11 protein-coding genes, 3 tRNA genes and 1 pseudogene are annotated in these 11610 nt (G+C 72.2%); 12 read left to right on the forward strand and 3 right to left on the reverse strand.

From position 1 onward, the window contains the following. The first annotated feature begins 218 nt into the window (after window positions 1-218). The 8 genes and pseudogenes from ABD944_RS10490 to ABD944_RS10525 all read left to right on the forward strand — a co-directional run. Window positions 219-587 carry a hypothetical protein gene (locus tag ABD944_RS10490; RefSeq protein WP_345174842.1) on the forward strand — a complete coding sequence of 123 codons (369 nt, stop codon included), beginning with the start codon at window positions 219-221 and terminating at the stop codon, window positions 585-587. Window positions 588-669: 82 nt separating this feature from the next. Beyond that, window positions 670-2241, forward strand: a complete 1572-nt coding sequence (locus ABD944_RS10495; RefSeq protein ID WP_345174843.1) for a cellulose binding domain-containing protein — start codon at window positions 670-672, stop codon at window positions 2239-2241. 22 nt (window positions 2242-2263) lie between these two features. Further along, window positions 2264-3031 carry a fumarylacetoacetate hydrolase family protein gene (locus ABD944_RS10500; protein WP_345174845.1) on the forward strand — a complete coding sequence of 256 codons (768 nt, stop codon included), beginning with the start codon at window positions 2264-2266 and terminating at the stop codon, window positions 3029-3031. Window positions 3032-3041: 10 nt separating this feature from the next. Further along, the gene (locus ABD944_RS10505) at window positions 3042-3677 is read left to right on the forward strand and encodes a DUF2461 domain-containing protein (protein ID WP_345174848.1); all 636 of its coding nucleotides are present in this window, start codon (window positions 3042-3044) and stop codon (window positions 3675-3677) included. Window positions 3678-3778: 101 nt separating this feature from the next. Next, a tRNA-Gln gene (locus ABD944_RS10510) sits at window positions 3779-3850 on the forward strand. A 24-nt stretch (window positions 3851-3874) separates the two neighbouring features. After that, window positions 3875-3947: transfer RNA gene (locus ABD944_RS10515), tRNA-Glu, on the forward strand. A gap of 513 nt (window positions 3948-4460) precedes the next feature. Then, a tRNA-Glu gene (locus ABD944_RS10520) sits at window positions 4461-4533 on the forward strand. Between the two features lie 189 nt (window positions 4534-4722). Further along, window positions 4723-5214 (forward strand): annotated as a pseudogene (locus tag ABD944_RS10525) (phosphatase PAP2 family protein); the annotation flags it as partial. Between the two features lie 25 nt (window positions 5215-5239). Here the strand turns inward: ABD944_RS10525 and ABD944_RS10530 are convergent. Beyond that, window positions 5240-6010 (reverse strand): TioE family transcriptional regulator, encoded by a 771-nt coding sequence (locus ABD944_RS10530; protein WP_425550304.1) that lies wholly within the window; start codon window positions 6008-6010, stop codon window positions 5240-5242. 81 nt (window positions 6011-6091) lie between these two features. Between ABD944_RS10530 and ABD944_RS10535 the strand changes: the two genes are divergently transcribed. Further along, window positions 6092-7231, forward strand: coding sequence for an erythromycin esterase family protein (locus tag ABD944_RS10535; protein WP_345174850.1), 1140 nt, complete (start codon window positions 6092-6094; stop codon window positions 7229-7231). A 202-nt stretch (window positions 7232-7433) separates the two neighbouring features. Then, entirely contained in the window at window positions 7434-7766 is a 333-nt protein-coding gene (locus tag ABD944_RS10540; RefSeq protein ID WP_345174852.1) for a YnfA family protein, read from the forward strand. Between the two features lie 46 nt (window positions 7767-7812). Here ABD944_RS10540 and ABD944_RS10545 read toward each other — a convergent pair whose 3' ends face one another. Beyond that, a complete protein-coding gene (locus ABD944_RS10545; RefSeq protein WP_345174854.1) occupies window positions 7813-8736 on the reverse strand; it encodes an NADP-dependent oxidoreductase in 924 nt (307 codons plus the stop codon). Window positions 8737-8949: 213 nt separating this feature from the next. Here ABD944_RS10545 and ABD944_RS10550 point away from each other — a divergent pair, with 213 nt between their 5' ends. Next, window positions 8950-9939: an AraC family transcriptional regulator gene (locus ABD944_RS10550; RefSeq protein WP_345174856.1), complete on the forward strand. Its 990-nt coding sequence runs from the start codon at window positions 8950-8952 to the stop codon at window positions 9937-9939. Window positions 9940-10030: 91 nt separating this feature from the next. Here ABD944_RS10550 and ABD944_RS10555 read toward each other — a convergent pair whose 3' ends face one another. After that, complete coding sequence (locus ABD944_RS10555; protein WP_345174857.1) at window positions 10031-10537, reverse strand: cupin domain-containing protein; 507 nt, start codon at window positions 10535-10537, stop codon at window positions 10031-10033. Between the two features lie 57 nt (window positions 10538-10594). Between ABD944_RS10555 and ABD944_RS10560 the strand changes: the two genes are divergently transcribed. Continuing rightward, window positions 10595-11263, forward strand: coding sequence for a TetR/AcrR family transcriptional regulator (locus tag ABD944_RS10560; protein ID WP_345174858.1), 669 nt, complete (start codon window positions 10595-10597; stop codon window positions 11261-11263). Window positions 11264-11610: the final 347 nt, after the last annotated feature.

Raw genomic sequence — 11610 nt, forward strand, 5'->3', positions numbered from 1 at the left:
GCCGATGCTCGCGGACACGGGGAGCGGCCCGTTCGTTCGGATGAACGGGGATCTTTCCGTGAGTATCGGTACGGTCACGCAGAAAGTTCGCCAAACCGGCGAAACCGGTAGCGGATTTCAGTTGAAGGATCCACTATGGCATTCTGCGCGGCACGTGCGCGCAAGCCCCGTCCCCTGTGAACCGATGTCCCTGCGACCCGACCCGCCGGAGTGATCGTATGCCTGTCCGACCCTGGAGCCCCGAGGACCTTGGGCGTCCCACGGACGGGACCTGGGCCGACGTGGCGTTCGGCCTCGGCGAGACGTACGAGCGCGAGGGCCGTCTGGAGCAGGCGGCCGGCTGGTACCGGCGGGCGGCCGAGTCCGGGAGCGCCGACGCCGCGCTGCGCCTCGGCGCCGTCCTCGGCAGGATGGCCGACGCCGGAGCCGACCACACGGCCGTCGAGCTGCTGGCGGAGGCGACCCGCTGGCTCAGCGGCGCGCAGGACGCCACCACTCCCGACGCGATCGAGCTCATCACCGCTACGCTCAACCGGCAGATGCGGCAGGCCGCGCGCCGCGGACTCGAACCGGCCCCCGCCGGCTGACGCCGTCGGGGCGGGGGGCGAACCGATCCGTCACGCCGGTCGTCGGACTCCATGAGATCGGCGTCAGTGGAAGGTGGACGAGTTGAGCGGCGAGGACTCCGGGTACGTGCCCCCGGACCACAAGACGACCGCCGAGTTCGGCGTCTCCAGGAAGTCCCCGGTGTCCGGAGAGCTGCCCCTTCCCGGGACGGTGGACGGTCCGGCCGACGGCGAGGACCTGGACGACGACCTCTTCGACGGGGACGCCACGACCCATGACGTCCCCCAGTCGGACGCCGTGGTGATGCAGGACCTCCCGTCCGACGACCCCGAGGACGATCTGGAGACGACGTACCAGGACGGTCCGGGCGTCGAGCCGGACGACGACTTCGACAGGACGCTGCGCGACCCGGGCGTCATCACCTTCCAGAAGCCGCCGCCCGCGGACACCGTCGACGAGCTCGACGTGACCGCGTTCCAGCCTCCCGCCACCTTCACCGACATCCCCATGGAGCAGCCCGCCAGGCCCGCGCCGCCCCCGGCCGCTCCGCCCGTCCCGCCCCAGGCCGCGCCGCCCCCGGCCGCTCCGGCCGTCCCGCCACCGGCGCAGCCGGCCGCCTTCGAGCAGGGGGCCAACCCGGCGCCGGTGTACGCCCAGCCTCCCGCTCCGTACCAGGAGCCGCCGCCCTTCCGGGAGCCGGCGCCCTTCCCCGAGCCGGCGCTCTTCCCGGAGCAGGCGCCCCCGTCGGAGCAGGCGCCGCCCGCGCAGGTCGCGGCCCAGGCCGCCGCCCCGATGCCCGCCGAGGCGCCGTGGACGGAGCAGTTCGCCTCCGAGGAGGAGACGGCGAACCCGGCGGAGAGCGGCCCCCCGGCGTTCGCCTACGGGATGCCCGGGGCCCCTTCCCCCGCCCAGAGCACGATGCCCCCGCACCACGAGTCGACCGTCCCGCCGATGCCGCCGCCCGCGGTGGCGTCGCCGTCCGGCGGGCTGCCCGGCGGGCCGCCCGGCGGGCAGCCGCCGTCCCGGTCGCGGCGGCCGCCGGTCCTCATCCTGCTGGGCGCCCTGGTGGTGGTCCTCGTCCTGGTCGGCGTCGTGGCGCTGGTGCTCGGCGGCGGCTCCGAGAAGGGCAAGGCCTCCGGCCAGACGTCCCCGACCCCGTCGGCGAGCGGTCCGGCGACGGGCGGCGGCACCGGACCAGCGTCGTCCGGCGCGCCCACGCCCGGCGGCGGCGCGCCCGCCACGCCCCCGCAGTCCGGGGCCCCCACGAACCAGCCGCCCGGGGGGCAGCAGCCTGGGGGGCAGCAGCCCGGCGGGCAGCCCGTCACGCCGCCCCCGGTGACCACCGCCCCGATCGGGCCGCTCGTGCAGGGCAAGGGCATCACGTACCAGCTCGTCCAGCAGGACAGCGGGTACTTCGAGGGCAAGATGGTCATCACGAACCACACCAAGAAGCCCCTGAAGGCGTGGAAGCTGACGTTCAAGGCCCCCCGCGCCGACGTGAAGAACATCTGGGGCGCCCGGCTCGTGCACGGCGGCTCCACCGTCGAGATCAGGAACCTGGACGGCGTCCCCCCGATCCAGCCCGGCTCGACCTGGGACATCCAGTTCGGCGCGGCCGGGACGGCGTCCACCCCGAAGTCCTGCGTGCTGAACGGCAGGGCCTGCGGCTTCTGACCGGCGTACTAGGCTCTTGACCATGCGTATCGCCAGATTCTCCACCGACGACGGCATGTCCTTCGGTGTGGTGGAGGAGAACACCGTCGCCGTCATCGCGGCCCACCCCTTCGGGGAGCTGACCTTCACCGGGCAGCGCCTCCCGCTCGCCGACGTCCGGCTGCTCGCCCCGATCCTGCCCAGCAAGATCATCGCGATCGGGAAGAACTACGCCGACCACGTCCGCGAGATGGGCGGGGACGAGCCGCCCGCCGAGCCGGTGCTGTTCTCCAAGCCGTCCACCGCCGTGATCGGCCCCGAGGAGGCGATCGCCTACCCGCAGAAGCTGTCCGAGCGCGTCGACCACGAGGGCGAGCTCGCCGTCGTCATCGGCCGGATGTGCCGCGAGGTCCCGGCGGCCCGCGCCGCCGAGGTCATCCTCGGCTACACCTGCGCCAACGACGTCACCGCCCGCGACCTGCAGGCCAAGGACGGGCAGTGGACGCGGGCCAAGGGCTTCGACACGTTCTGCCCGATCGGGCCGTGGATCGAGACCGAGGTCGATCCCGCCGACCTGTCGATCTCCACCACCGTCAACGGGGAGGTCCGGCAGGAGGCCCGCACGTCCCTGCTGCTGCACGACGTCCCCACCCTGGTCGAGTACGTCAGCCAGGTCATGACGCTGCTGCCCGGCGACGTCATCCTGACCGGCACCCCCGCCGGCGTCGGCCCCCTGGAGGTCGGGGACGAGGTCACCGTCACCGTCGAGAACATCGGCAGCCTCACCAACCGGGTCATCGCCCGCGACTGAGGGGGCCCAGGTGTTCAGCGGCTTCAGCGACGAGGCGTTCGCCTTCTACGAGGGTTTGCAGGCCGACAACAGCAAGCCCTACTGGACGTCCCACAAGGACGTCTACGAGCGCCACGTGCGTGAGCCCTTGGCCGAGCTGTGCGCCGAACTCGAAGGCGAGTTCGGCGCGGTCAAGCTCTTCCGCCCCTACCGCGACGTCCGGTTCAGCAAGGACAAGACGCCGTACAAGACGCACCAGGGCGGCCACACCAGCGAGGGCTTCTACATCCAGGTCGACGCGGACGGGCTCATGGTCGCGGGCGGCATGTACGCCCCGACCCCCGACCAGCTCCGCCGCTACCGCGAGGCCGTCGCCTCCGACACCCACGGCGCCGAGCTGCGGGCCATCGTGGACGACCTCCGCGCCGCCGGCATGGAGATCGCCGGCGACCGCCTCAAGACCCGCCCGCGCGGGACCGACCCCGACCACCCCCGGCTGGACCTCCTGCGGCACCGCTCCCTCTACGCCCGCGAGGGCTGGCCCGCCGACCCGTGGATGTCCGACGCCGACGAGGTCGTCTCCCGGGTCGGCGCGTCCTGGCGGCGCCTCCGCCCCCTCGTCGCCTGGGGTCACGAGCACATCGGACCGCCCGACTTCACCCGATGACCCTCCGGTCGGCCAATCGTTTTGGCCCTGCTCCCACTGTCCTGTATTCTCTTCGAGGCGCGAGCAACCAGCCGGAAACGGTTCGGGAGCCCGTACCTCACTGGGGTATGGTGTAATCGGCAGCACGAGTGATTCTGGTTCACTTAGTCTAGGTTCGAGTCCTGGTACCCCAGCTGCGTCCGCTCAGGCGGACACACGCCCCCGTCGTCTAGTGGCCTAGGACGCCGCCCTCTCAAGGCGGTAACGGCGGTTCGAATCCGCTCGGGGGTACGTGGCGGGCTTCCCTGCTCGTTGGGCCCTTCGGGCCTCAACTTCGCCGGGGCCCGCAGTGTCTTCCCAGGGGGGCGACCCCCTGGAACCCCCGGTGTTCGGGCTTCGCCCTCACTTGGTTGGGGCGTACGCCTAGAGGGTTTTTTCTGCGACGTCTAACGGGCGTTTTTCGCTCGTTTTCCTCAGCTGGCCGAATTTGCGTTGGTGTCGGCTGCCGCACTCCTTGCCTACCTAACTGTGGTCTGGCGTGTTCGGTGCTCAAGCCGGCGAATTCCTGCAATGGCGGCTTCGGACGATCTGGGAGACATGGTCGCGTTGCCGTCCGTGCCCCTCCAGTCCCGACCATGCGATCGAGGTCGTGCGCTCGTAGGAGCGTCGCGTCGGGGTCGGAGGCAGGGCGTCGTCGTGAGCGTGGGGGTGCTGGGAGGTTCGGGGGGAAACCGGTTCGAGGTGGGGGGTCGGGTCCGGTAAGCTAGGCGAGGCCGCGCGGGAGACCGCGAAGGTCATGGTCCTGCCCCCGTCGTCTAGTGGCCTAGGACGCCGCCCTCTCAAGGCGGTAACGGCGGTTCGAATCCGCTCGGGGGTACCTGGCAAGTCTCTGGGCGCGTACGTGTGCGCCACCTCTTTCTCACAGGCTCGTGACGAGCATTTCTCTGCGTCTCCCTCGCACGGCGCGCATTCTGATGCGCCGATGAGGTGCTTCCGGTGCGGGCCGGGGAATGTTCCGGCCGTGAGGTGGGGGACCAAGAGCTGGTACGCGGTGCTCGTGGCGGTCATGGTGCTCGTCACGGTGGACGTTCTGCTGGACGGTCCGCTCCGCCACCTCGACCACGTCGTGCACGACTGGAGCGACGCGCACGTCCAGGGCTGGCGGCTGACGGCGGTGGACGTCTTCGCGGCGCTCGGCCAGCGGGGCTACCTGGCGAGGGTCATCGTCCCGCTCGCGATCATCGCCGCGGTACGGGTGCGGTCGGTCCGGTACCCGCTGGCGAGCGTGCTGATCGTGGGCGTCCTCTCGCTGCTGCAGGTGCTGCTGAAGGCGGCGATCCCCCGGACGTTCCCGATCAGCGAGACCGACGTGCTGTTCGTCCGCGGCGACGCCTACCCGTCCGGCCACACCCTCAACGGGTTCGTGCTCGTCTGGGTCATCCTCGAACTGGTGGTCGTCGCGTTCCCCGCGACGTCCGGGGCCCTGCCTCCGCGCCGCCGCCGCGACATCGCGGTGGTGACCGGGACGGTCACGGCGGTGGCCCTCACGGTGGTCGACAAGCACTGGCTCACCGACTGCCTGTTCAGCCTCGCCCTCGGCCCCCTCCTGCTGCAGTGCCTGCTTCTCCTGGATCCGTTCGCCACCCGGCGCGGTCGAGAACGTCCAGATAGCGGCTCAGTTCACCGGACGCGGCGAGCATGGCGAGGCCCCGTGCGGTGAGCCTGCGCCGCCAGTCGTCCAGCGCCTCCGCCAGGGGCCCGGTGCCGCCCGCCGTCCGGACCTGCCGGACCACCGTGGCGATGTGCTCCAGCGGGTAGCCGCCGCGCCTGAGGAGATGGGCGAGTTCGGCGTCGCGGACGTCGCTCGCGCGGAAGACGCGGTACCCGGTCGCCGGATCGCGGGCGGGGACGAGGATGCCGATGCCCTCCCAGTTGCGCAGCGTCGCGGGGGTGACGTCGAGCCGGTGGGCGAGTTCGCCGATCGTCAGCGGCCCGGGGGCGCCCGGGCGCTCGGCGCCCGGCTCCGCCATCAGATGGTCCACCGCGCTCTTCACCGCCGTGAGGGTCTCGCGGTCGCGGAGCACCTGCTCGTGGCCGCGGTCGATGACCAGCAGGGCGTCGTCGACGTCGCCGTCGTGGACCGCGTTCATGATCCGGCCGCCGGCGGCGTGCCCGAACGCCGGGACGAGGGCGAGGAACGCGCGCAGGGCGGCCGCGTGCACCTCGGTGTAGATCCGGTAGCCGCTGGGCGTGCGGTCGGCGGGCGGGAGGAACCCGTCGCGCTCGTAGTTGCGCACGGCCTGCGCCGAGAGGCCGTGCCCGCGCGCGAGGTCGGACGGTCGCAGGGTGATCACCGTTTGGAGGCTTGGGACGGAAGAACGACGGTCACAGGCGGGAAAGTATCAACCGTCTTTTCAAGGATACGCTTTCACCACATGAGTCAGGACATTCGCGACTTCGTGCCCGCCTCCTGTGACCTTCTGGCGTTCGGCGAGCCGACGCACCGGGAGCCGTCCTTCGGGCGGCTCCGCAACGAACTGTTCGCCCGGCTGGCGGGCCACGGCTTCCGGTCGATCGCCATGGAGACCGACCGGGTCGCCGCCCTCGCCGTCGACGACTTCGTCCAGGAGGGGAAGGGGAGCCTCGACGCCGTGATGAGCGAAGGCTTCTCGCACGGCTGGGGGGAGATCGACGCCAACCGGCGGCTGGTCGCCTGGATGCGGGAGTACAACGAGGGCCGTCCCCCGCACGAGCGGCTGGCCTTCCACGGCTTCGACGCTCCGATGGAGACCCTCAGCGCCCCCAGCCCGCGCGCCTACCTCGAACACGCCCGCGACTACATGGGACTCGACCTCGACATCGCGGCCCTCTGCGGCGACGACCGGCGGTGGAGCCGCCCGGAGGCGGTCATGGATCCGGCCCAGTCGATCGGTGCGACGCCCGAGGCGGGCAGGCTGCGGACGATCGCCGACGACATGCTCCTCGCGCTCTACGAGCGCGCTCCGAAACTGATCGCGGCGACGTCGCGCGCCGAGTGGTCCAGAGCGGAGATCCACCTCACCGCCGCCATCGGCCTGCTGCGGTACCACAAGCGGGCGACCCAGCGCCTGGAGCGGGACGCGCGCATCTCGCGCCTGGCGGCCGCCCGCGACGCGCTCATGGCCCAGAACCTCCTGGCCGTCCGGAACGCCGAGGACCGGCGCGGCCCGACCTTCGTCTTCGCGCACAACACCCACCTGCAGCGAAACCCGTGCCATATGAGCATGGGGGACATCGACCTCACCTGGTTCGGCACCGGCTCCGTCATCGCGTCCCTGCTGGACGAGCGGTACGCCTTCATCGCCGGGAGCCTGGGCCGCAGTGAAACGATCAAGCTCGGGGAACCGGAGCCGGACACCTACGAGGGCGGCATGCAGAGCCGCATCGCCACGTGGGGCCTGACGCCGGCCGCCGCGATCCCGTCCGCCCGCCGGCGCACCGACACCGTCCCCGAGCAGGGCTATTTCCCTCTGGACCAGGCGGTCCTCGACACGGCCGACGCGGTCCTGCACATCAGCGACGGCGCGACCGTCTGAGGTATCTCCGGCCCCGCCGCCGCGTGACCGGCGGCGGGGACGGGCGCGGCACCCCCCGGGTTGCATCCGGTAGTGGGGCACAGGCTTACCGTCAGGTCATGGGCCGCCGCAGGGCGGCCGGGACGGGGAGCCGGGATGCGGAGACGCCGATCGCCTGCCGGGGCCGCGGGGGAGCGGTTCCGTGCGTGAGTACCGTTCCGGTATGACGATCGCGCGCTCCCTCGCCCTGTTCGCCCTCGCCGCGGTCGCGGAGATCGGCGGCGCCTGGATGATCTGGCAGGGCGTCCGCGAGCACCGGGGCGGCTGGTGGATCGGCGCGGGCCTGGTCGCCCTCGGCCTGTACGGCTTCGTCGCGACCTTCCAGCCCGACGCCCACTTCGGCCGCGTCCTGGCCGCCTACGGGGGCGTGTTCGTCGCCGGGTCCCTGGCCTGGGGCATGGCCGTGGACGGTTTCCGCCCCGACCGCTGGGACGTCGCCGGGGCGGCCGTCTGCGTCCTCGGCGTCCTGATCATCATGTACGCACCGCGCGCCTGATCGCTGCGGTCCCGGAGGGCAGGCGGGCGGCGCCGCCCGATGGCTTTCAGGGGACGAGGATGGTCCTGCCGTTCGCGCGGCCGGCCTCGGCGTCCCGGTGCACGGCCGGGAGTTCCGCGAGCGGCCGGGCCGCCGCGACGTCCACCCGCACCGCGCCGTCGTCGACGAGGGCGATGAGTTCGGCGAGTTGAGCGGGGTCGTTGCGGGCGACGAAGTGCGCGGCCGTCACGTCCGATCCGGGCGGGGGCTGCACCGGGCCGGTGATCGAGACGAGGGAGCCGCCGGGGCGGACGGCGCGGCACAGCGCCCGCGCGGCCTCGGGCGCTGTCGGGACGAGGTTGAACACCAGATCCACCGGACGGTCCAGCGCCTCGTGCGGAGGGACCCGCGTGTAGTCGATGATCTGCTCGGCGCCGTAGCCGCGGACCCGGTCGGAGCTGCGCGGACCGGCGGTGGCGATGACGCGGGCGCCGGCGCGCCGGGCCAGCTGGACGGCGAACATGCCCACGCCGCCCCCCGCGCCGTTGACGAGGATCCGCGTGCCCGGTCCGACGCGGGCGTGGTCGAACAGCCCCTGCCAGGCGGTCAGCCCCGCGACCGGGATCGCCGCGGCATGGGCGAGCGGGAGCCCGGAAGGCGCGCTGGCGAGCCGGGCGGCGGAAGCGGTGAGGTACTCGGCCGCCGCGCCGCCCTCGTCGAGGCGGCCGACGACGTGGTCGCCGACCGCGAAGCGTTCGACGCCGTCGCCGACCTGGACGACCGTCCCGGCGGCCTCGGAGCCGAGAGTGAACGGCAGGTCCAGCGGGACGATGTCGCGCATCATGCCGGCCCGGAAGCCCACGTCCGAGGGGTTGAACCCGGCGGCCGCGACGCGCACCAGCACCTCGCCCGGTCCCGGGGACGGACGGGGGACCCGCTCATAGCGGATCACGTCGGGCCCGCCGAAGGCGTGGACGCGCGCCGCCGTCATCGTCGCACTACGGCTCGGAGCGGGCCGATCCGATCGGAGTCCTGGTGTCATGAGTCGTCCTCAATGGAAGGGGATCGCGCATCTCTCGTGCACGTCCTTGCTGATCTTGAGTGATATCGACCGTAGATCCGGCGCCGTGGACGACCAATGCGTGCTCATCTCGGATTCTTAAGCGAGCGTCTCCCCGACGAGCACCATCGCTAGGATCCGGGGATGGATGTGCTGAGCGACGTGATAGCCGTGATGCGCACCGGTGAGCCGCGGTCGGCGCTGGTCGAATGGTCGGCGCCGTGGGGGCAGCGGTTCCGGACAGTGCCGGGAGCGGCCGGGTTCCAGATCGTCTTGCGGGGGTCCTGCTGGTTCATCCCGGAAGGTGGCGACCCGTTCCCGCTGGCCGCCGGTGACGTGGTGTTCCTTCCCCACGAGAGCCGGCACGGCCTGGCCGACGCTCCGTCCACGCCCTTGGCCGAGCACGCCTGCGATCCGCAGGACGACGTAAGGTTCGAGCGCAGGCACGCCGCCGCTCCGATCGGACGGGCGGGCTCGGGCTCCCCGGCCGCGGTGACGCTCTGCGGGGCCTACGAGCTCGACGCCGCCCGCGTCCACCCGCTGCTCGACGATCTGCCTCCGGTGCTGCATCTGCCCGCTCGGCTGGGACGCCACCCCCGGCTGCGCGCCGCGGTCGAGCTGCTGGGCGCGGAACTCGAGGACCCTCAGCCGGGCACCGGCGCCCTCGTGCCCGCCCTCCTGGACACGCTGCTGCTCTACATCCTCCGGGCATGGTTCGCCGATCAACCGGAGGGCGGCGGGGCCACCGGGTGGGCGGCGGCGCTCGCCGACCCCGCGATCAGTACCGCCCTGGAGGCGCTCCACGGCGATCCCGCGCATCCCTGGACCGTCGCCGGCCTGGGCGCGCACGCGGGACTGTCGCGGGCCGCCTTCTCCCGTCGTTTCACGGCGCTCGTGGGGCGGCCGCCGCTGGCCTACCTGACCTGGTGGCGGTTGACGATCGCGACGCGGCTGCTGCGCGACTCCGACGCCCCTCTGAACGTCGTGGCGGAACAGGTCGGATACGGCTCGGAGTACGCATTCGCCAACGCGTTCAAACGCGAGTTCGGCCTCCCGCCCGGACGCTATCGGCGCGACAGCCGCTCTCCCGGCAGGCCGGAGCCGGCAGACTCCGATCTCGTCCCGCACGCCTGAGGTCGCCCCCAGCCGCGAACGCGTGCGTCCACGCCGCGGACCCGCGCGTTCGCCTCGGCGTCCGCCGCGGCCTTCCTCCAGTCCTCGGCCGTCACTCCGGACGAGACGCGCCGACGGCGTTCGGGGGAGGGCCGAGGATCTCGACGTGGTGGCGTGCCGCCGCGTGCCCGAGCACCGCGGGGTCGAACGGTTCCGGGTCGGGGAGCCGGAGTTCGCGGGCCGGGGCGCCGGCTTCGGCGGCGAACTCCTCGAAGCCGCACGGCGTGGTGATCTGCAGGCAGCGCAGCGGTTCATCGGAGCCGACCACGAACGTGTGGGGCAGGCCGACCGGCAGGAGCACGAAGTCCCCAGGACGTGCGACGAGTTCCTCGCCGTCGCACAGGAAGCGGGCCGTGCCCGACAGGACGTAGAACATCTCGTCCTCTTCCAGGTGGCGGTGCAGCGGCGGGGCGAATCCGGCCGGGTTGAGGAACTCCGCGACGGTGACCCCGCCCCGGGTCTGCGCGCCCGCGGCCTTGACGGTGACGAGGTTGCCGAGGAACCACAGCGCCTGGCCCTCGGCGCTTCCCAGGACGTAGGGACGGTTGACGGGTAACACGGCCGCCTCCATTTGGAGAGACAACGTCTATTGAATAGGACGGTAGTATGCCTCGGCATGGGCGTCAATGACAGCTCGTCCGGCCGCGGGAGGCGCCGGTACGACTCGCCGCTGCGCGACCAGCGGGCCCGGCAGACCCGGCAGGCGATCGTCGCGGCGGCGAACCGGCTCTTCGTCGAGCGCGGCTACGCCGCCGCCTCCCTCGCCGACATCGCCAAGGACGCCGAGGTGGCGCGGCCGACGGCCTTCGCCGCCTTCGGCTCCAAGGCCGCGCTGCTCCGCGAGGTGGTGGACCAGGCGCTCGCGGGCGACGACGAGCCGGTGCCGGTCGCCGAGCGCCCGTGGTTCCGGCCGGTGCTGGAGGGGACGACGCCGGAGGCGGTCGTAAACGCCTACGCCGAGGTCTGCCGCCTCATCGGCGAGCGCGCCGCGGAGATCTTCGAGGTGGCCCGCCGGGCGGCCGACGAGGGGCCCGAACCGGCCGAGCTGTGGGAGACGATGCAGCGCAACCGCCGCCTCGGCGCCGCCATGGTGGTCGACCGCATCGAGTCGCTGGGCCCCGCGTCGCACAACCTCGACCACGAGCGCGCCGTGGACGTCGTGTGGCTGTTCAACGACCCGTCCCACTACCGAGCCCTGGTCACGACACGAGGCTGGAGCCCCCAGGACTACACCGCCTGGCTGTCCAGCCAACTCCGTCACGCCCTGGGCGTCTCGACCGGTTGACCCGCCCGCGCACTTCCGGTGCGCGCGTACCCGGTGCCGGGGCCCGGCGGGGACGCCGCCGCGTTCGTCGCGATCCTCGACCCGTGACGGGCATGCGAGAGGGGCGGCCCCCCCGACCGCCCCTCCGCGTCCTCGAAAGAACGCCCGCCCAGCGGGAGCCATTCCGGGCCCCGGGGCGTTCGAAGAACATGTTAGTCGAATGCGCGTTGCCGAAGAGTTGGAAATGAAAATTCTCGTAAGTGTGGAAGGAAGGTGACCGGGTTCACCCGTCTGTCCGATCGTCGTCCTAGTTGCCCGAATGTGTCGGAGAGGTCGCGTCCGTGAGGCTGTGGGGGGACGGGAAAACA

This window comes from Actinomadura verrucosospora (genome assembly GCF_039540335.1).
In the GTDB taxonomy this organism is placed as follows: domain Bacteria; phylum Actinomycetota; class Actinomycetes; order Streptosporangiales; family Streptosporangiaceae; genus Spirillospora; species Spirillospora verrucosospora.

Bases quoted from the DNA above. Each gene is read 5' to 3' on its own strand.
- ABD944_RS10540 (WP_345174852.1), top strand. From the start codon at position 7,434: ATGACGATCGCGCGCTCCCTCGCCCTGTTCGCCCTCGCCGCGGTCGCG.
- ABD944_RS10500 (WP_345174845.1), top strand. From the start codon at position 2,264: ATGCGTATCGCCAGATTCTCCACCGACGACGGCATGTCCTTCGGTGTG.
- ABD944_RS10490 (WP_345174842.1), top strand. From the start codon at position 219: ATGCCTGTCCGACCCTGGAGCCCCGAGGACCTTGGGCGTCCCACGGAC.
- ABD944_RS10535 (WP_345174850.1), top strand. From the start codon at position 6,092: ATGAGTCAGGACATTCGCGACTTCGTGCCCGCCTCCTGTGACCTTCTG.
- ABD944_RS10550 (WP_345174856.1), top strand. From the start codon at position 8,950: ATGGATGTGCTGAGCGACGTGATAGCCGTGATGCGCACCGGTGAGCCG.
- ABD944_RS10545 (WP_345174854.1), bottom strand. From the start codon at position 8,736: ATGACGGCGGCGCGCGTCCACGCCTTCGGCGGGCCCGACGTGATCCGC.
- ABD944_RS10560 (WP_345174858.1), top strand. From the start codon at position 10,595: ATGGGCGTCAATGACAGCTCGTCCGGCCGCGGGAGGCGCCGGTACGAC.